Origin of the sequence: Fundicoccus sp. Sow4_F4, assembly GCF_052116145.1 — a bacterium.
GTDB lineage: Bacteria > Bacillota > Bacilli > Lactobacillales > Aerococcaceae > Fundicoccus.
Map to the genome: position 1 here is coordinate 253,999 of NZ_JBQKLQ010000004.1, position 19,562 is coordinate 273,560.

16 protein-coding genes and 1 pseudogene are annotated in these 19,562 nt (G+C 42.1%); 16 read left to right on the plus strand and 1 reads right to left on the minus strand.

The genetic code is table 11. From position 1 onward, the window contains the following. Positions 1-14: 14 nt before the first annotated feature. Entirely contained in the window at positions 15-1,028 is a 1,014-nt protein-coding gene (locus ACTQ5J_RS08160) for a hypothetical protein (RefSeq protein WP_441752234.1), read from the plus strand. Between the two features lie 64 nt (positions 1,029-1,092). Here ACTQ5J_RS08160 and ACTQ5J_RS08165 read toward each other — a convergent pair whose 3' ends face one another. Next, entirely contained in the window at positions 1,093-2,280 is a 1,188-nt protein-coding gene (locus tag ACTQ5J_RS08165; RefSeq protein ID WP_441752236.1) for an ROK family transcriptional regulator, read from the minus strand. Between the two features lie 443 nt (positions 2,281-2,723). On the opposite strand from ACTQ5J_RS08165, the gene ACTQ5J_RS08170 reads away from it, so the two are divergent. The 15 genes and pseudogenes from ACTQ5J_RS08170 to ACTQ5J_RS08240 all read left to right on the plus strand — a co-directional run bounded on the left by ACTQ5J_RS08170 (position 2,724) and on the right by ACTQ5J_RS08240 (position 19,230). Next, positions 2,724-3,332 (plus strand): PepSY domain-containing protein, encoded by a 609-nt coding sequence (locus ACTQ5J_RS08170; RefSeq protein WP_441752238.1) that lies wholly within the window; start codon positions 2,724-2,726, stop codon positions 3,330-3,332. Positions 3,333-4,002: 670 nt separating this feature from the next. Next, positions 4,003-4,551 carry a QueT transporter family protein gene (locus ACTQ5J_RS08175; RefSeq protein ID WP_441752240.1) on the plus strand — a complete coding sequence of 183 codons (549 nt, stop codon included), beginning with the start codon at positions 4,003-4,005 and terminating at the stop codon, positions 4,549-4,551. Positions 4,552-5,176: 625 nt separating this feature from the next. Beyond that, a complete protein-coding gene (locus tag ACTQ5J_RS08180; RefSeq protein ID WP_441752242.1) occupies positions 5,177-5,539 on the plus strand; it encodes a hypothetical protein in 363 nt (120 codons plus the stop codon). A gap of 317 nt (positions 5,540-5,856) precedes the next feature. Beyond that, complete coding sequence (gene coaBC / locus ACTQ5J_RS08185; RefSeq protein WP_441752243.1) at positions 5,857-7,068, plus strand: bifunctional phosphopantothenoylcysteine decarboxylase/phosphopantothenate--cysteine ligase CoaBC; 1,212 nt, start codon at positions 5,857-5,859, stop codon at positions 7,066-7,068. Positions 7,069-7,498: 430 nt separating this feature from the next. Continuing rightward, positions 7,499-8,506 carry a 3-deoxy-7-phosphoheptulonate synthase gene (gene aroF, locus ACTQ5J_RS08190; protein ID WP_441752245.1) on the plus strand — a complete coding sequence of 336 codons (1,008 nt, stop codon included), beginning with the start codon at positions 7,499-7,501 and terminating at the stop codon, positions 8,504-8,506. A 51-nt stretch (positions 8,507-8,557) separates the two neighbouring features. Then, entirely contained in the window at positions 8,558-9,655 is a 1,098-nt protein-coding gene (gene aroB, locus ACTQ5J_RS08195; RefSeq protein WP_441752247.1) for a 3-dehydroquinate synthase, read from the plus strand. Next, positions 9,636-10,505 (plus strand): shikimate dehydrogenase, encoded by an 870-nt coding sequence (gene aroE, locus ACTQ5J_RS08200; RefSeq protein ID WP_441752249.1) that lies wholly within the window; start codon positions 9,636-9,638, stop codon positions 10,503-10,505. Before aroB ends, aroE begins: the two co-directional genes overlap by 20 nt. A gap of 10 nt (positions 10,506-10,515) precedes the next feature. After that, positions 10,516-11,685: pseudogene (aroC, locus tag ACTQ5J_RS08205) on the plus strand (chorismate synthase); the annotation flags it as partial. A 339-nt stretch (positions 11,686-12,024) separates the two neighbouring features. After that, a complete protein-coding gene (gene aroA / locus ACTQ5J_RS08210; RefSeq protein ID WP_441752296.1) occupies positions 12,025-13,350 on the plus strand; it encodes a 3-phosphoshikimate 1-carboxyvinyltransferase in 1,326 nt (441 codons plus the stop codon). 180 nt (positions 13,351-13,530) lie between these two features. Then, positions 13,531-14,025, plus strand: coding sequence for a shikimate kinase (locus ACTQ5J_RS08215; RefSeq protein ID WP_441752251.1), 495 nt, complete (start codon positions 13,531-13,533; stop codon positions 14,023-14,025). Positions 14,026-14,139: 114 nt separating this feature from the next. After that, positions 14,140-14,895 (plus strand): ABC transporter ATP-binding protein, encoded by a 756-nt coding sequence (locus ACTQ5J_RS08220; RefSeq protein WP_441752253.1) that lies wholly within the window; start codon positions 14,140-14,142, stop codon positions 14,893-14,895. Further along, positions 14,892-16,157 carry an ABC transporter permease gene (locus ACTQ5J_RS08225; RefSeq protein WP_441752255.1) on the plus strand — a complete coding sequence of 422 codons (1,266 nt, stop codon included), beginning with the start codon at positions 14,892-14,894 and terminating at the stop codon, positions 16,155-16,157. The genes ACTQ5J_RS08220 and ACTQ5J_RS08225 overlap by 4 nt, the downstream gene beginning before the upstream one ends. A 399-nt stretch (positions 16,158-16,556) precedes the next feature. Further along, on the plus strand, positions 16,557-17,300 hold the full coding sequence (locus tag ACTQ5J_RS08230) for a hypothetical protein (RefSeq protein WP_441752257.1): 744 nt from the start codon (positions 16,557-16,559) through the stop codon (positions 17,298-17,300). 183 nt (positions 17,301-17,483) lie between these two features. Further along, positions 17,484-18,173, plus strand: coding sequence for a hypothetical protein (locus ACTQ5J_RS08235; RefSeq protein WP_441752259.1), 690 nt, complete (start codon positions 17,484-17,486; stop codon positions 18,171-18,173). A gap of 124 nt (positions 18,174-18,297) precedes the next feature. Further along, complete coding sequence (locus ACTQ5J_RS08240; RefSeq protein ID WP_441752261.1) at positions 18,298-19,230, plus strand: hypothetical protein; 933 nt, start codon at positions 18,298-18,300, stop codon at positions 19,228-19,230. The last annotated feature ends 332 nt before the right edge of the window (positions 19,231-19,562 follow it).

Sequence of the window (19,562 nt, forward strand, 5' to 3'; positions counted from 1 at the left end):
AGGAGTGGAGTAAAATGGTTCAAGAATTTGTTTATGGCGTTTATCGTTCGTTGAATGAAGCGGAGGCGGTAGTGGATGAATTGACTGGCAAAGGGGTCAGTCGTAGCGGAATTAAATTATTGGCGAGCGAAGATGTGGTTAATCATGCACAGACGATGACACATATTGAGTCGATTGATAATTTGGTGGAAAAAACAAGTCATTGGTGGGAAGGCTTATTGGATTTCTTTAGCTTTGATTCACAAGATGTCAACAGAGGTGAAGCAGAGCGCAAGATTGATTTTTCAGGTTACAAAGACAACATTGAGGCAGGCGAAGTGCTAGTGGTTGTTGATGGTACGTTCGAAGATGCGGCTTATCATGTCAACTTAGGGGCAACACCTACAAAGACAGATACCACAGTCACAAGCGACACCGTGGACCATCAGCCGCGCGATTTTTCTGAAGAATCTGTCGAAACTACGATTGAGGAGGACTCAACCGATGATGTACTTATCGTGACATCAGATGAACCTTTAACGGACTCGCCAGAGGCTTGGGTCACACAACCACCAGAAACACCATTGCCAGATTCTCCAGCGGATGTGACGTCTGATGAAACACAAACAACTGGTGAAGTCGACACAGATTTACCAAACAATCTTTATAATCCATTATCAGGAGCGAGTATGGCAGATGAGCCTGGTGTTAATATTGAAGAGTTCGAAAACTTAACGGAAGCAGAAGTCGATCAACTGGATAGAATGCCAGAAAATTCAATTGAAACAGAGGCTGAAGAGCTTGGTCTGAGTGAAGCCGGTAATGAAACATTCACCGAAACACGTGTCGAACGTGAGGCGTTAGAAGCTGAAGCAATCGATACAGATAGGGTGGTAGATGAACCAACAGACCATTATGGCGATCCGACGATTCATCAGGAAGAAGTGGAGCGTAATACGCGAGATTTTAATAATTTACGTCATCCGCGTGAGAATATCACTCCAACTGATGTTCAACAAACCTTCGATGAGATTCGTGATCCTAAATAATTAACTAAAAAATAACCGTTTCGAAAACATCATGTTTTCGAAACGGTTATTTATATGGCTGTAATTAAAAGCCGTGAATAATTGTTTCTCTCACACTGTGAGCACAAGCACTGATGGCACCGTTAATTTGCTTGTAGGGAACGAGTGTATAATTCAAACGGTGAAGCTTGCGATAAGGTGAAGAATTTTCTGCAAGACTATTATTCAGAATATCAGTAAATTCTGGTGTGTTAAAGAGTGTGCCATGAACATAAATATGATTAATATCAATCATCATGGTCAAATTTTCCAAGGTGATCGCCAGATATTTCATCGCATTCTTGATAATCGTCATGGTCGCATCATCACCTAAACGGTAAGCTTTAATGAAGGCATTCATATCAATTTGCGATTGATCTTTTACAATGTTATGAAAGAAAGAATTGGCGGACACTTCATAAATCATTTTTGATTTGCGAAGAATTGCTTCCTCGCTCGAATAAGTATGCAAGCACCCCCTCTTGCCGCACGAACAGACCTCACCTTGTGGATTGGACGTCGTATGGCCTAATTCAGCGACGTAAGGTGTTTGGTTTTCAACTAACTGGCCATCTTTCATATAAGCCGTCACAATTTTATTGCGGATATGTAAGAAAATAAAATCATCTATAGCAGTCTCAGTTGAAAAAATGCGCTGTGCAATCGCCAGTGAATTCGTTAAGGGTGCGAAGTAGACTGGCAAATCAACCGCATTTTCAAAGTCAGTCAGATTAAGTGAATTCCAGAAAGGGTGATCTGTAACAAGCACTTTATTTTCACTGTCCAGAAAACCCGGTAATGAAAAGCCAATAGAGGTGAGTGTAAATTGAGCGTGTTGTTCACGGAAGCTTGCTAAGGTATTTAAAATCCTCGTCCAAGTGAAATTCACGTTCAGTTCCTCTGGTGAAAATTCAACCACCTGCTGTGCAAAGACAGTTCCTTTATTATCAGTAATACACATGCTGAAAAAATTATGATAAAATTCGATACCTAAAAAATAGGCGTATTGAGGTGTGATATCCAAAAGAATTTTCTTTCGTCCAACATGATAGTCATCTGTATCTTCGCCAACTTCATAAATAACTTTACGATCAAGCAGATAATGAGTGATTTCTGTCAAGGTAGCGGGAGTGATGCCAAGCTTGCGTGATAACTCAACCCTAGCAATCGGGCCATTCGCATAGATCTGATCAAGAATCATAGCGCTTTGTTGTTTCTGTTTCTTAGTAAGCATTGTAATGTCCCCCTCGTGCCATTAGTGAATGATTTAATATTTATATTACATCTATTAAACAATAAGACGCGAGATGGTTGCAAGTTCTGATTGCTAGTGATTTCTTTAGCTAGCTATAAGCATTTATAATACGTCTCATCTTAAGGTTTACTTAAATATTGTAACTATCCTATTATTATAGATTAAAAGCAGGGAAAATGCATTAAAAATGCAAATTTCGATAATAATCTCTTTACCAAAAAAGCGCTGTTAATCCTACGGTGCCATTCAAGGAAGAAATATTGAAACAGGTTACAGACCCGCCGCACGAAGGAAAAACAGTTGTCTAACCAAGCAAGGAAATTGCAAGCAAAAAATATTTTCTCTATACTTTAATTAGACGTAATGAAAGCAAGGCGCTTGCTTTCAATCTGTGTATGGAAACGAAATAGGAGGAATTTTGTATGAAAAAAAGTAACTTCAAACAATTGGTGTCCTTGAGTTTATCTGCGAGTTTATTTGTCGGTGTCTTTGGCACGGTAGTTATGGCACAAACTGACTCATCAAAAGAGAGTACAGAAACAGAAACTGTCATAAAGGATGAAGAACATTTGAGCCCTTTAGCTGAATACTTAAACACTGCCATGGATTTATTCACTGAAGAATTTCCAGACGCAGAATTAATTGAAATAGACATCGAGTTAGAAAAAGAGGGTCACTATGACATTCAATTGACTGGTCAAGATAGTCAACATGAATATGAATTAGATTATGACACAGAAAAAGAAAAAGTAATCGAACGTGAAACGGACCGAGAGAATGACAACGAACGAGCCTTACCATTAGACGACTTATTAAGTATCGATGAAATTAACGAGATTGCCTTAACTGAAGCAGGCTTTGGCGAAATAACCGAATGGACATTAGATTGGGATAATGATGAGGACGATGATGAGGGCCAAGCCCTTGTATGTTGGGATATTAAAATAGAAGATAAAGATTCTAATCGCGAAGTTGCTTTAGAAATTGCTGCGTTGACAGGAGATATTCTCAGCATTGAACATGATGATTAAATCACAAGATAGCCTTATTACAGTCTGGCTAGTAAGGCTATTTATATGTGTATGACGTTAAAACTAATCGGTAATCGTCATTGTAAAGATGATTAGAACATTATAATTAAAACAGAATATATTCAGAATAAGTTTGACAAATAATTCACAAACAGTTATAATAGGGTTATAGTCAGTTAGAAGTCATTCTACTGATTTGTAAATCTCTCTCGTAGGTTCTAAAGATTTACAGCAGCACTCGGTTGGTATTCGACCAAAATTTCCCAATCACTAAACTCCCGACAAAATTTCGAATACCAACCTTTTATTTTAGTCGGGTCAATGATTGTTCCGCCCATTTGGGCGTTTTTTTTTGTTTTTCTGGAGAATATTAATGGGCTGCGACCTTGTGAGGAAAAGGGGCGTGAAGGAGTGGCTTATGTAGTGTTTGGCTGATGGAGTTTCGAAACTCACTTGTCGAGACATGCCACCTCTTGATTCCATAAACCTCGCACAAGCAGTCCACCACTGGGTAACAAGCACCTTGCAAAAATCTGTGTGAGTGGTAAACTAAAGTGCGTTGTTCGAGTGATGATCGAACGGCACCACGACACTTCAGCAGAGTACTTACTCTCTTCCTTTGGTCGTGGTTAGTAATAGGTGTAAACACCTACAAAGGAGAATGATAAATATGACAAGTCATCATCAAAAGAGTAGTTACGCGAGCTCTAATGCGCAAAGTTTGGTGAAAGCTGGTTTAGTGGCCGCTTTATACATCGTCTTGACGCTGCTCGTTGCCCCAGTCGCATTTGGTCCCGTTCAATTTCGAATATCAGAAGGTTTGAATTACCTAGGCCTTTACAATCGTCGCTATATTTATGCGGTCACAGCCGGAGTGTTCCTCGTGAATTATTTCCAATTTGGGCCAATTGATATGGTTGTCGGAAGTGCCGCAACCTTTGTCTTCCTATGGCTAGGCCGTTGGACTGCCGAATGGCTCGTTAAGTTACTGCAAAAAACTGGTCGCTTGAAAGCTGATCCTATGATTATTAAATACATTGTGATGGCAATTGCCTTTGTTATTCAAATGCTACCGATTGCTGCCATGTTATTATTTGTTGGCGCGGAAGCTGCCTTTTGGCCCGCTTATCTTTCCCTAGCAATTTCTGAAGCAGCTGCTATGTTAGTCACAGCATTCGTCATGTATCCACTAAGTAAACGCGTTGATTTTGAAGCTTAAGTAAACAAACTCACTCCTGACTTTGCTCAGGAGCTTTTTTTATAATAAAACAAATGAGCAACTAAAGGTTGATTTACCTAGACTTTAGAATCCTTATTCGTGTGTTTAATTACTGGCTTGGTTAGAAAGTGGGGTGGGGTACTCTAAGCGTCTGACCTGTAAGTTGTTCAATCGTGCCAACCTTGCGAGAAGAGGCGGCTCGTTCTTTGAGAAAGCAAGCTTCAACTTCAACAATAACGGTCTCGATCCTCTACTCAACACAAGATTGCCCCTAAATAAATTGTTATGATGCACCCACGACCGGCACCTTTTTCTTTCCTAGCTTATTTTTTATTTTCTTCGTTGCGACGTTCTTTTTTTATTCGAAACGACCGGCATTAATCTGCTGGTTTAATGTAATTAAACCAGCAGAAAACATAAGCAAGCCGGCAAGTTCTTCAAGTTTATTACTATTCATAACATTGTCTTCATAGGTCTGAGAACCGTATAATTGAATTAGATGGAGGATGTTTTAGAAAGTATTGAAACGGAAGTTATGCTAGAATAATCTACTTAAGTCGAACAGGTCAGTTATTTATTCTATGTCTTTGATGGACCGGCCGGCGACAACACGAGCCAACACCATTTGGCAGAAATTATTGTCTACTTTAGAGATGACCATTTAGAATATGTAGGCTTATCGAGTGTCACAATGAATTTCAATGCGAAAAATGTTTTATCAGAAGAAGATGCGATCAGCTATAGCGAACCTGGCAAACGCCTTGAGCAGCTAGTGTCTTTAGCACCAGTTTTCGCCGGCATCAGTCACAGTCGCTTTAAAGGCGAAACTTATACGAGTTTATCCTTCCGAAGTTTTGCAGGATTTGATGACATGATGTATGAATTTTCGCTATTCAATCAACAACAGGAAGTCGTTTATCATTTCATTGTGAATAGTTCAAGCTGCAGTGATCAACCGTCTTCTTACTTGTTTAATCTCAGCCAATAATTTCACAATCAGACGGTCGAAAAAGAAGAAAGGTCAATGAACGATATGACCGAATCAGCTTCTTCGGATGAAGAATAATTTATTATACATGCTTTCAAGCGACTCGCCCTTTAATGTAAGCAAGTCGCTTTTTTTTTTAGTTAGACAATCCAAAATCGGGTGCCAAATGAACCTACTGGCACACTACAATAGCCAATCGGTTCATGCTTGATCTGTTGGCGGATTATCCGTCCTATTGTGTCCAAGGGGGTTGGCATTGCGTCGGACTTCTTAAGTGGGGTACAATGGAGGGAACAATACATAAGTAGGTGTAAAAGATGTTAGAAAATAAGAAAATTGGTTTGTTTATTACTGGTGGCATTGCGAGTTACAAGATGGCCGAGTTTACGAGACAACTGATAAGAAAAGGTGCACAAGTGCGTGTGGTGATGAGCCAGAGCGCACAAGAATTTATTACGCCCCTGACTTTGCAAATCTTGACGAAGCATCATGTGCTTGTAGATATATTTGATGAGCACGATCCAACGAGTGTGCAACATATCGAGCTGGCCGATTGGTGTGATTTAGCGATTGTAGCACCGGCGACAGCAAATATTTTTGCGAAAATGGCCAATGGTTTGGCGGATGACATTGTCAGCAGTGTGCTCTTAGCAGTGCATTGTCCACGTTTAATTGTGCCGGCGATGAATACGAATATGTACCATAATCCAGCAACACAGCGTAATCTTACTCAGTTGGCTGCGGACGGTTACACGGTGATGGAACCTGATACGGGCTTTTTAGCGGAAGGCTATGTCGGTAAAGGGCGTCTGCCAGAACTGGAAAGAATCCTTGAGAAAGCCGAGATGGTCTTGGCGCAAACAGAATTGCCACAAGTTTTAGCAGGAAAAAAAGTACTCGTTACGGCTGGCGGCACGATTGAGCGCATCGATCCGGTTCGCTATATTTCGAATGACTCCTCTGGCAAGATGGGATATGCGATGGCGCGTGCGGCGACTTGGCTCGGTGCTCAGGTCCAGTTGGTGTCGACCAATAAAAATTTAACACTACCTTTAGGGATTGGTGTGACTTATGTTGAAAGTGCCAAGGATATGCAAACGGCGGTTGAGGCGGCTTTCGAGGGACTAGATTTTGTGGTCAAGGCGGCGGCTGTCAGTGATTACCGCGTCGCGAATTCCCATCAGGAAAAGATGAAAAAATCGGACACCGGTGACGAAAGGACCATCGAATTGGTTGAGAATCCGGACATACTGGCTGGCTTGGGTGCGAGAAAAACACATCAAACTTTGATCGGCTTTGCGGCTGAAACTCAGAATTTGTTGGAATATGCGAGTGCCAAACTGGAAAAGAAAAACGCTGATTGGATTATTGCCAATGACGTGTCGCAAGCAGGCGCTGGCTTCAATGTCGACACGAATCGCGTGACAATCCTTGGCAAGCACAATGAAAAGCGAGCTTTGGAACAATTATCGAAACTAGAAACAGCCCTTGAAGTCTGGAAAACAATTACGGGTCTAACCAAAGCTTAATTTCTAACAGATAGAAAATATAAAAAATGACAAAGTAAAAGGCGCTGCGAAGCGCTTTTTGTTTTGGATTAAAAGTTAATGAGTATAAATGGTTGACACCATTAGAATTTAATGATAAATTCTAATTATCAAAAAAAGTTAGGAGGAAATGATTATGAAGTCTATGACGAGTGCAGCTTTCTTTACATATTTTAACTACTTTTACTTTTATTTTTATAACAGTAAAAGTGATTTGTGTTGCACTCAAATAGGACCTTTTAACTAAACATTTCTGACTAACTAGCCCCTGCAGTATAAGAGGCACTTATCGAATGTTACTTTAAAAGCCTAGCAACGCTAGTCACACACCGTGATTAGTGGGGCTAGGTTTTTTTGTATCCATTAATCAATCGGTCGCTGACGATGTTCTAAATTTGAGGAGGAAAAAATAATGATTATTACATTAAACCCATTAACTAAAAAAATCGAAGTTGAACAGATCTGTAGCCAATTGAAGCATTTAGAAATCGAGGTCAATGAATTACCGCACCGTCCGGATATTTCTTTATTGTTGTATGGTGTGATTACGGAAGACAAGTTAGAAATTATTCGACGCTTGCCAAGAGTGGTTCGCACAGAAAAAATTCAAATGCCTTACCATCGTGCGAGTAAACAGTTGCATCCTGAAGCAAGCATTATCCAAGTTGGGAATGTGAAAGTTGGGGGTGGACATTTCGCCATGATTGGTGGGCCTTGTTCAATCGAGAGTCCAATGCAGTTACAAGAAACGGCTAATTATGTACATGCAGCCGGAGCCAACATGATTCGAGGCGGAGCCTTCAAACCGAGAACATCGCCCTACTCTTTTCAAGGAATGGGTCAATCTGGTTTAGAGTTATTGAGTGAAGTTGGCGAGGATTTAGGAATGCCAGTGGTATCGGAAGTGATGTCGATTGATCAAATTGATCTGTTCGACAATGTCGATATGTTTCAAGTAGGGGCACGTAATATGCAAAACTTCGACTTATTAAAAGAGTTAGGAAAAACAAGTAAGCCTATACTGCTGAAACGTGGTTTGTCAGCAACCATTCAAGAGTGGTTAATGAGTGCCGAATACATCATGTCCGAAGGAAATGAACATGTGATTTTATGTGAGCGGGGGATTCGAACGTTTGAAACGATGACTCGTAACACTCAAGATATATCAGCCATTGCAGCGATTAAGAAGTTAAGTCATCTACCAATTGTGATTGACCCAAGTCATGCGGCTGGTAAACGCGATATGATTGAGTCACTTGCCTTAGCAGCGGTAGCAGCAGGTGCAGATGGTTTAATTATTGAAACTCATCCACATCCCGAAGAGGCTGTGTCGGATGGGGAACAGTCATTGTACCCAGACCAATTTACCGCCTTGACTGAAAAGGTTTGGAAGTTACATCAATTCATGAAGACTTTATAAGACGAGGATAGCCAATCGATGATTGGCCCAAAAATGAAGGAGGGTCACACCTTGGAGAAAATTCGTATCCCGATTGAACAAGGTTATGACGTCTTAATTGGTCACGGCTTACTAGATAGAGCGGGGGACTTAATTAAAAACCAAGTGCAAAATCGAAAAGTATTGCTCGTGACAGATGAGCATGTAGCTGAACAAGGCTATGCATCCAGAGTCACTCATGCTATCAAAAGTGTGGCTGAGGTTAGTCACGTTAAAGTCTTCCCTCCTGGAGAAAGGCAAAAGTCGCTGTCGAATGTAGAAGAATTAGTGGAGATGTTGGCTAGCTTAAACTTTTCAAGGCAAGATTGTCTGATAGCCTTAGGCGGTGGTGTGATTGGAGATTTAGTTGGGTTTGTCGCAAGTATCTATTTGCGTGGCATTGATTTTATACAAATACCTACGACTTTATTAGCGGCGATTGATTCGTCTGTTGGCGGTAAAACGGCCGTCGATTTACCGCAAGGTAAAAACTTGGTAGGGGCCTTTCATCACCCAAGTGTTGTTTTATGTGATGTTGCTACGTTTGAAACCTTGCCTGCAGCAATTTTTGAAGAGGGTTGTAGCGAACTGATTAAATATGGAATGATTATGAAGCCAAGTTTATTACAAGAGCTGATGTCTAGAGAGCAACCACTGACAGCACAAGATCCAGAACTAGTGCGCTTAGTAAAAACTTGTGTTGAAATGAAAAGCTCTGTCGTTGTAGAAGATGAATTTGATCAAGGCTTAAGGCAATTATTAAATTACGGTCATACTCTAGGTCATGCATTGGAACAAGTCAGCCAGTATGAAATTAGTCATGGGCGAGCAATTGCGACGGGCATGCAGCTGTTTTTGCAAATGGCGATGCAAAGAAGAGAATTGCCACCGGATTACTTGACTAACTTCACACAGTTACTAGATGATTATCATTTATTGGAAGGGCCGTATGTTTATTCGGCAAAAGACTTAAATCAAGCCATGTTGAATGATAAAAAAAGGCGCAGGCATACAATGACAATAGTCTTACCAAGCGACTTTGGCCGCTGTGAATTGATCGAGTTGCCAGTTGTGGAATTTAGTCAGTGGTTTGAAAAGGAGTGGAATGCGGATGTGTCAACAAAGAATTAATGGTGAAACGAGCCTCTATGCGGTAATCGGCTCACCGATTAAGCATTCTCAGTCCCCTTCGATATACAATCAGGCCTTTAGTCGCTTTAAAATCAATAGTGTCTATCTCGCTTTTGAAGTGACTAAAGAAGACACACAAGCCAGTATAGCTTCGCTTAAACAGTTAGGCGTTAAGGGCTTGAATATCACAATGCCCTGTAAAGATGAAGCCTTAGCCTGTGCGGATGAATTGGATGAAACGGCCAATTATGTTCAAGCGGTCAATACGCTGGTTTTAGATAATGGGCGTTGGAAAGGTTATAACACGGATGGGATTGGCTTTTGGTCGGCAGTCAAAGCGAAAGGTTATCAGTTAGTTAAAGAAAAGGTGTTGATTTTTGGTTCAGGTAATACGGCAGGCGTTCTGATGGTGCAGGCAGTTCTAGAAGGGGTTCAAGAATTGGTAATTGTTGGCCGTGATCTGGAACGGCCATTGGTAATTAAAGAGCTGATAAATAGATTGGTGAAAGATTACGGTGTGCAAATAAAGCTGGTTGATTTATCGAACCGGCACTTTCTTGAGAGGGTGCTTTTAGCTAGTGATATTGTGGTACAGGCTACGAGTGTTGGTATGGCGCCAAATTGCCAGCAGACTATTCTACCTAAAGGTCTGTTGTTTAAAAAAGGGGCTTTGGTGTGTGACATTGTTTATAATCCTTTGCAGACGGAGTTTTTGCGTGTGGCCCAAGAGCAAGGCTGTGTGACTTTGCATGGTTTACATATGTTGGTGGGACAGGCGGCGGTGAATTATGCTTTATTCACGTCTGGAGAGTTGGATGTTGAGTGGGTGCTGGGTGAACTTTTAGATTAGGGGGAGTAGTATGTTACGTTTTATTACAGCGGGTGAGTCTCATGGCCCTGTGTTGACAACGATTATCGAGGGTTTACCTGCGGGGTTACCGATCAGTGTGGAGAAGATTAATGTGGCAATGGCGCGTCGCCAGGGTGGTTATGGGCGTGGCAATCGTATGAAGATTGAGACAGATCGAATTCAGATTACGTCTGGTGTGCGTCATGGTTTGACTTTAGGCTCGCCGGTGACGATGAGTTTACCCAATAAAGATTTTAAGAATTGGCAGAGTGTGATGGGGATTGAACCTTTAGAGGATCCACGTGCGAAGTTACGTCGAGCGGTTCATCGTCCGCGTCCGGGACATGCGGATTTAGTGGGTGGGATAAAGTACCACCATGCGGATTTACGGAATGTCTTGGAACGTTCGTCTGCACGCGAGACGGCGATGCGGGTGGCATTAGGCTCGGTAGCAAGTCAATTGTTGGAAGGCTTGGGCGTTGAAGTGGCAGCTTATGTACGTGAGCTTGGTGGCATCGTCTGCGAGGCGGATGTGGCTGAGTTGAGTTTGATTGACTTGCGTGAACGTGTATCGAAATCACCTGTGATGATGGTGGATTCGGCTCAAGAAGCGGCAGTGATGGCGAAGATTGATGAGACCAAGAAAGCGGGTAATACACTGGGCGGTGTTGTGGAAGTGATTGCGACGGGACTTCCGGTTGGGTTAGGAAGCTATACACAATGGGATAAGAAGTTGGACGGTCGTTTAGTCCAAGCGATGGTCAGTATTAATGCCTTTAAGGGGGCTGAGATTGGCGATGGTTTTGAGTTAGCCCGTCGTTTTGGTAGTGAAGTGATGGATGAGATTGCTTATAGTCCAGAGCGAGGTTTTTATCGTTTGAGTAACCACTTAGGTGGGATTGAGGGCGGAATGACGAATGGCATGCCGGTGATTGTGCGTGGTGTCAAGAAGCCGATTCCGACTTTATATCGTCCGCTGCAAAGTGTGGATATTTATACGAAAGAAACTTATGACGCGAGTATTGAGCGTAGTGATACGACGGCGGTTCCTGCAGCCAGTGTGGTGGCTGAAGCAGTGGTGGCGCTAGAGCTCGCCCAAGCAGTACTGGAGAAATTTCCACATGATAGCTATGGGGAGTTGAAACGCGCGGTGGCAGCTCACCGAGCATACAGCAAGAATCCGGATATGTGGCAACAAATTGGTGAAGGGGATGTAGTAAATACGGATTGGGCCGCTCACGCAGATGCCAAGGCTGATAAAGAAACTCAGCGTGCCACAAGAAGTGCCAAGGTTCACAATAAAACCCAGGCGCAAAGCCAAGCGAAGCCAGCAAACAAAGCTGAAACTAGTCAAATGGTATTAGAGGAAAACACTGAAGACAAGGAGTCTTGAGCGATGACAAGAAAACTAGAAAATATGGGGAATGGGTCGACTACCAGCCAGGAAACTAATCAAGCAAGTAGTGGCGCTTCTGGAAAAACGGGTAAACGAGTCAATCTCACTAAGACTTCGATTACGATGGATGCCCCCAATACAAAGGGCAGAAAATTAAGAACACATTTGGCAGGTATCCAAACCCGTTTGACGGTACCAGGCGATAAATCAATTTCACATCGCAGTATTATATTAGGTTCAATAGCTGAAGGGCAAACACGTGTGACAGGTTTTTTAAAAGCGGAAGATTGTCTGGCAACGATTGCGGTTATGCGCCAATTGGGAGTGGAGATAAACGAAGATCTTGAAAGTGATGAGATTGTGATTGAAGGGCGTGGTTGGTCTGGTTTGACAGCCTCCAAGCAGCCATTAGATTGTGGTAATTCCGGTACGACCATGCGTTTATTAACGGGCCTTTTGGCTGGGCAACCTTTTGAAAGTCAATTAATTGGAGACGCCTCCTTGAATCAACGACCGATGGGACGCGTGATGGAGCCTTTAGGAGCAATGGGTGCTTCACTATCGGGTTATCTTGAAACCGAGCTACCGCCTTTAGTAATTCAGCCGGTCGACAAGTTGACGGCGATTGACTATGAAATGACGGTCGCGAGCGCCCAAGTGAAGTCAGCCATCATGTTAGGCGCTTTGCAAGCAGAAGGCGAAACGACCATTATCGAGAAAGTTTTATCCCGTAATCATACGGAAGAAATGTTGCGTTTATTTGGAGTCGATGTGGAGGTTAAGCGTAAAGCGATTCGCATTCGTGGCGGTCAGAAACTCACCGGGCAAAGGGTTGAGGTGCCGGGAGATATTTCGTCAGCTGCTTACTTTTTAGCTTTAGGCTTGTTGCTTCCAGAGACGGAAATTAAGATTGAAAATGTCGGCTTCAATGAGACGCGCTCGGGTATATTGGACGTCATACAGGCGATGGGAGGCGATTTGAAAATTGAGCCGCGTGATAATGGCATTAGTGTTGACTTAACCGTTCGCAGTAGCCAATTGAAGAACACGGTGATTGAAGGCAGCATCATTCCACGCTTGATTGATGAATTGCCAGTGATTGCTTTAATGGCGACCCAAGCCAATGGTGTCACGATGATTCGTGATGCCGAAGAGTTGAAGGTCAAAGAGACGGACCGCATTCAAGCAGTTGCTTCTCAACTGAATGCGATGGGGGCCAACATTATACCTACCGAAGATGGTTGGTTAATTCGCGGTCAGACTGACTTGCAAGCGGCAGATGTGAACAGTTTTGGCGATCACCGTATCGGCATGATGTTACAAATTGCGGCTCTTTTAGTTAAGGAAGGAACGGTTCATCTAGCAGATGCTTCTTGCGTCAACATTAGCTATCCTAGTTTTTTTGACACGATTGAAAGTCTGGAGAAGCCGAGCGAGGGGATAAAGTAAAAGACTGCGAAGGTGGACTAGAACCACCCTTACGTAAGAGTTCCATTGATGTGTGATTTATTCATACGACAGAGAAATAGTAGACTTTCGCACGCAGCACAGGCAATTAATGAAGCGGCCCTGTTCCAACAAATTCTAAAGACCGCTTCATAAGCAAACACTAGAAAGGAGAAGGAGCAAATGATTTTAGTTGGCTTTATGGGTGCCGGTAAGACGACCATTGGACGCTTACTGGGGAAGAAGCTAGGATTAGCCTTTCTTGATTTGGATTCGGCAATCTCTGACGAAGCCGAGATGACTATTCCAAATCTTTTCAAAGAAAGGGGCGAAGCCGGTTTTCGTCAGTTGGAATTGGAAATTTTGCAGAAGCATTTGGGCCAGGCAGGCGTTCTGTCGACAGGTGGTGGCTGTGTGGAGACTGAGTTGGTGCGTGCTTTGTTGAAAGAGCAGGCGAATGTTGTGTGTTTGGCTAGTAGTTTTGACTTGTTGTACGGACGCATCGTCAATGATCCATTGGTGTGTCGGCCGATTGTTAAGCAGAAAAGTCGCCAGGAGTTAGAGGCTTTATATCAGCAGCGGCTGGTGTTATACGAGGAAGTGGCTGATGTGAAGATTGAAACGGATGGTTTGAGTCCTTGGCAAATCGCGGATTTGATCAAGTGCTTGACTTCCTAAGCAAAAAATAATCATATGGAGTTCTTGCAATGGCTTTCTGTGATATAATGTGACTATTGAAAAAGTGAACGTGCCAAGATCTTGTGGCAAACGCACTGAACACAGGAGGAAGTTATGACGCTGAAAGTTACAGAGCTATCTAGTGGTTACCGTCAGGTACCCGTCTTGAAAAATGTAGATTTTGACATTGAATTTGGCGAAATCGTTGGACTAATTGGTTTGAACGGTGCCGGAAAATCAACTCTTTTAAAAACAATTTTAGGTTTATTGACACCACAAAAAGGCTCGGTCTCGATTGACGGCAAGAGCTTACAAGCGGATCATGCGGCTTATGCCAAACAGTTGGCCTATATCCCTGAAACACCTATCTTATATGAAGCGTTGACTCTAAAAGAACATTTAGAAATGACTGCTTTAGGGTACGGCATACCGATAGAGACAGTGATGGAAAGGGCCGAGCCTTTGTTAACATTATTTCGTTTAGATAAACATTTGAGCTGGTTCCCGGCATATTTTTCTAAAGGGATGAAGCAGAAAGTGATGGTTATTTGTGCCTTAGTGACGGACGCACGCGTTTTGATTATCGACGAACCTTTCTTAGGACTCGATCCATTAGCGATCAAACATTTCACGCAATTATTAAAAGAGCGGGCCGAAGCTGGCAGCGCGATTCTATTTACAACCCACGTCCTAAGTATTGCGGAATCTTTATGCGACCATTTTCTAATGTTGCAAGCAGGCGAGTTAATTGCCAGCGGTGACCTCACACAGATGCAGGCGCAGCTTAAACGACCAGATGCTAGCTTAGACGAATTGTATGTCATGATTGCTGAAGAGGGCTTAGCGGCTGAGGCGGGTGGCAGCGTATGACAAGTTTAGCGCAACTTTGGCAAAAGCGTTTCGCGCAGTTTGCCAAAGAGTTAGGCAAATACGGCCGCTTAATTTTTAACGATCATTTCTCAATTATACTGTTTGTCATATTAGGCTTTGGTGCATTCTTTTACCGCGAACAACTCGTTCGTTTGCAAGCCATGGACACAGGAAGTATTCGTTTGCCGATTATTGTGATTGCCGTCATCATTTTGGCCGTCTGTTTTCAATTAGGTAAACCGATGTGGCTAACGAAGGACTCGGATAAAAGTTACTTATTTGCTCGCGGCAAAGAGTGGCATGCCTATTGGCTGAAGGGCACACTCTTGGCAGTTATTCTGCCTGTCATTATTTTACTGGCAGCAGTCGTACTACTGTCACCATTTATCAGTTTGGTGACCTCGTGGTCTAGCGAGCAATTGTTACTTCTATGCGTTTACTTAGCGCTGGCTAAAGTTCTCAGCTTTGTGTTAATTTACTTAAATATCTTTACCTTAGGCCTAGGGAAAATCCAACAACCCTTGAACCAATGGCACCACACCTTGGCTTTTGTGCTAGTCTTGACAAGTAGCTTTTTATTACCATCAAGACCTTGGCATATCTTAATGTTTGGTATCGTGCTAATTGGCCTAAGCGCTTACGTTTTGTGGGCGTTGACTCAGCGTGAGCAACGTTTAATCCAATTTGAATATGTCATCGAACAAGAAACGGCCCGCGAATCGACCTTCTACAAATGGATCGCCATTTTTGCAGACGTGCCACATTTGGTCCCCTCTGTCAAACGACGCGCCTTTCTCGACGGCCTATTGGAGAACCTAAGCAAACGCCTAGCCAACCGAGGCAGTTATATGTACTTACGTATGCTGTTTCGCAACAATGCCTATAGCGGCGTTTGGCTACGTGTGATGTTATTTATCGCTGTTATGCTCCTTTTAGTCGACCAATTATACATGGCCATGATTTTAGGAGCAATCGGCCACTTACTAACCGTCGTCCAATTGGTGCCGCTGATTCACTACTATGACGCACACCCATTCCAACAACTATACCCAGTACAAATCGCCAAGCAGTATCAAGCCTTCCAGCCAACGATGATGATCATATTTATCATTCAAACCGCCTTCTATGCCCTGGTCTGGAGTTTCATCCAAGGCTTTAACTTCACGTGGTTACTGGTCGCCGGCACGTGGTTAGCGACCGCCGCTTTATTGAGTTACTTTTACATCCCGCTCTGGGACCGAAAACAAAACAACACACACTAATTTATTTAGAATAACTACGACAGATTGCTTGCACTTTCCACCCACGCCCAGCAGCGAAGGAGAAAGTGTTTTTTTTGTTTGGTCGAATAAGCGCAAGACTGGTCTTTTGAAGGGGCGACTTCGGTGGGGCAAGCTCGTCGGCTAAGCCACTATGGCCTGTTAGGCGCCTTTGCAAGCCGAAAACTTCACAAAAGAAAAGGCATCCTTACAAGGTAATTCAAAGCGATAAGTGCATTTAAGTGATTTGATTGAAAGCAATTGATATACTATAACTAACAAGTAGCGAGAGCTGTGAAGGAAGTTTCTGCTAAATTTGTCTACCTTTGGGCACGGAACAAAGTGAAAATATTGAAAGCTATAGTCGTCCGCCCCTCAACACATTCATAAGGAGGCAATAAAATGAACAAAAGATTGAGACCGTTAATTAGTCAGTCTGTGTTAGTTGGTTTATTAGTCTTTGGACATACAGCGCCAATCGTGGCTGCTGAAACAGAGCATTATCTGGATCCGCTAATCACAGAGGAAACAATAGAAAATGATGCGATTTGGGCTGCTTATCAAGATTATAAACGAGGAATTGAGCAATTTAACTTGCACGATATGGCATCAGAGGAAGTGACGGGTACCTCTTTAAGTGAAGTAGAAGAATTTGAGGCAGCCGTTGAACCTACTTTTCATCATCTGAGCGAAACGGAAAGTTACTTAAGTTATATGTATGAGAGTGAAACGACAAATAATCCCAACGACGATCAACCAGTGTTGGGTGAGTTGTTATTTTATTTTATTGATGAAGAATTATACTATACAGGCATTGGCTCCCTAGATTTAGTGATTAACAATGATCAGTTGTTGCCGATGGGATTAGACCAAGAGTGGTTGGATACGAAAAACTCTTATCATCTAATGGTTGAGTTTGGTCCACGCGTGTTTGGCTTATCTCAAATGGTTTATCAAGGCGAGGACTACTATCAAGTCTTGCTACCGCAAGGTGAAACGACAGAACAGATGTATGCACAATTTATATATATTTACCAAGATCATGCGATTTTCGGTTATCAAATTGAGTTAGAAGAGATACTCGATTCTCCTCAAGGTGCGATGAAAGATCTCTTTGTTGAATTGACTGGACTTCTTAATGAGTAATTATCGAAAGTGGGATAAAGTCGATTTCAACGGCCTTTCGGAGTGGTTTTTATGGAGCCATTGCGGTTTAATGCTCATTATGTAACAAACTATTCATCTAGTGTTAATATTAAATAGATAGTTGGCTTCATTCAAAAATCGTATTATATGGACAAAATATGATTTAAGGAGCCTTGTATGTTATTGCTTCAGAAATTTCACGGTTATCAGTTGTTGATTCCTAATCAATATCATCAGTCAACATGTTTAAGGTCCTTTGCCACCTTGGAGAAGTGTTTCTATCTTGAGGCACATCCCTTGTATTATCAAAAAGCGTTTAGAAATTTTACGATCTATTCCAAGCCAGAGTATTATGAGTTGCGGATGCGAGGTTGCCTAGTTTTAAAAGCTGACTTGGCGGTGATAGATCATTGGCTGTATATCGAAGCAGATAATGATAATAGCCAGACGATAAGTCAGCTACTGGTTGATTACATTCCGAAGCGCTCGCCTGTTCGGCGCCTAGTCGAAGGGCGCAGTAATGACTTTTTTTCGTTAATGCCTTTACAATGTATCCACCAGTTTTTAGTTGGAATCAGCTTCAGGGAGTTTAAAGAACAAATCAATCGGTTGACGCGCGTAACGTCATTGACTTATTTAAGTTCTGCACCAATAGTCAATTCTCATCAATTATCTGGTTATTATGCGGGCTTTCGCTTGAATGCTGACTGCCAACAATTTTTACTCAATCAACAGGTATATTTTTATGAAGAATTGGAACTGTTCGATTGGTGGTTATTAGCCAAATTACCTTACATGTGTGAGAAAAAAGTAGCAGAAATGCAGGGGCTTTTTTATGAAAAAACAGGCTTTGAATTAGTGTTATCATCGTAATCACAAACTTGTCTATTATTTTCATTCAATCGTTTTGGTGTAACTATCCACAATTGTCCTTTATAATTGAATTAGTAAGTTAGACATAGAGGCATAAAAAGCTTAATTTAAAGGAGAATCATTTATGAAAAAGACATTGAAAAAATTAGTAGTGACTGCATTAGCAACCAATATGGCACTTGTCGCTTTACCAGTTGCTTCAGTTTGGGCACAAGATGCAGAGGAGACGACGGAAGAGGTTTCCGAAGAAACGACGGAAGATGCACAAGCAGAAGCTGGGCATCCCTTAGCAGGCGTATTAACAGAAGCCTCGGCAGAAAACTTAGCTTTATTAGATGCATATGATGCTTACCAACAAGCTTTAAGCCAATTTACAGTTCAAGATGTCGCTGTTGGTGATGTGAACGGCACTTCTTACCAAGAAGTAGTCGACAGTTTTGAAACAAGCGTTGAAGGGGAAGAGTTTGAATTAAGTGAAACTGAAAAGTATTTAAGTTATACATTTGAGATTGATGAAGTAAGTGAGGCGACAGGCGAAAACAAGGCCTCAGAGTTAATCTTATACTTTAGCAATGACACCTTAATGTATATTGGTATCGCGACATTAGATATGGAAATCTATCCAGAAGATGTTTTAGCTGAAGATGAAATTGAAACATGGATTGCTGATCAAGTAAATGTTCAAACCGTTGCGGATAGACAAACACGTATCATGGGATTGTCTGAAATGGTTTACGAAGGTGTGACTTACCACATGGTCTTCTTACCAACAATCAGTGGTGAAGATGAAATCTTTGGTGACTACATGATTATTTCTGAAGACGCTGTTTATGACAGCTACCCATTAGGTATTGAGGAAGCAATCGAAAGTCCTCAAACAACCATGTTAAACTTATTCAGTAACTTCTTTGGCTTCTCGGAAGAAGAAGCACCAGCTGAAGAAGAAACAACTGAAGAAACAAGCGATGAAGTACCAGCTGAAGAAGAAACAACTGAAGAAACAACTGAAGAAGAAACAACTGAAGAGGAAACAACTGAAGAGGAAAGTGCTGAGTAATTTTACAGCATTTAAATTCATAAAAGCGGCTCACGTCATGTGAGTCGCTTTTTTTATATTATAAGGATTAATGGACGGAAGTTTGATTTATCATGCTTCAGATTACTTGTCATGGTTGGGACTAAAATTATAAGAAATCCGAGCATCACAAAGGAGTTTAGAGTCTACAAGCAATACAAGGCAAAGTCGCCGTGTCACCTATACGACACGTTCTTTCCACCACCTTTAACGGCGTGTCACCACATGACACGTGCTCTTATACTATTATTCTTCGTATCCTGAGTAGTTTTATAACATTTCAGGCAGAAATAACTGCTAAATTAAGCTTAATT

Excerpts from the sequence above, each read along its gene's own strand:
- coaBC (WP_441752243.1), top strand. The coding sequence starts at position 5,857 with ATGTTAGAAAATAAGAAAATTGGTTTGTTTATTACTGGTGGCATTGCG.
- ACTQ5J_RS08220 (WP_441752253.1), top strand. The coding sequence starts at position 14,140 with ATGACGCTGAAAGTTACAGAGCTATCTAGTGGTTACCGTCAGGTACCC.
- ACTQ5J_RS08225 (WP_441752255.1), top strand. The coding sequence starts at position 14,892 with ATGACAAGTTTAGCGCAACTTTGGCAAAAGCGTTTCGCGCAGTTTGCC.
- ACTQ5J_RS08165 (WP_441752236.1), bottom strand. The coding sequence starts at position 2,280 with ATGCTTACTAAGAAACAGAAACAACAAAGCGCTATGATTCTTGATCAG.
- ACTQ5J_RS08175 (WP_441752240.1), top strand. The coding sequence starts at position 4,003 with ATGACAAGTCATCATCAAAAGAGTAGTTACGCGAGCTCTAATGCGCAA.
- ACTQ5J_RS08230 (WP_441752257.1), top strand. The coding sequence starts at position 16,557 with ATGAACAAAAGATTGAGACCGTTAATTAGTCAGTCTGTGTTAGTTGGT.
- ACTQ5J_RS08170 (WP_441752238.1), top strand. The coding sequence starts at position 2,724 with ATGAAAAAAAGTAACTTCAAACAATTGGTGTCCTTGAGTTTATCTGCG.
- aroF (WP_441752245.1), top strand. The coding sequence starts at position 7,499 with ATGATTATTACATTAAACCCATTAACTAAAAAAATCGAAGTTGAACAG.
- ACTQ5J_RS08240 (WP_441752261.1), top strand. The coding sequence starts at position 18,298 with ATGAAAAAGACATTGAAAAAATTAGTAGTGACTGCATTAGCAACCAAT.
- ACTQ5J_RS08215 (WP_441752251.1), top strand. The coding sequence starts at position 13,531 with ATGATTTTAGTTGGCTTTATGGGTGCCGGTAAGACGACCATTGGACGC.
- ACTQ5J_RS08160 (WP_441752234.1), top strand. The coding sequence starts at position 15 with ATGGTTCAAGAATTTGTTTATGGCGTTTATCGTTCGTTGAATGAAGCG.
- aroE (WP_441752249.1), top strand. The coding sequence starts at position 9,636 with ATGTGTCAACAAAGAATTAATGGTGAAACGAGCCTCTATGCGGTAATC.
- aroA (WP_441752296.1), top strand. The coding sequence starts at position 12,025 with ATGGATGCCCCCAATACAAAGGGCAGAAAATTAAGAACACATTTGGCA.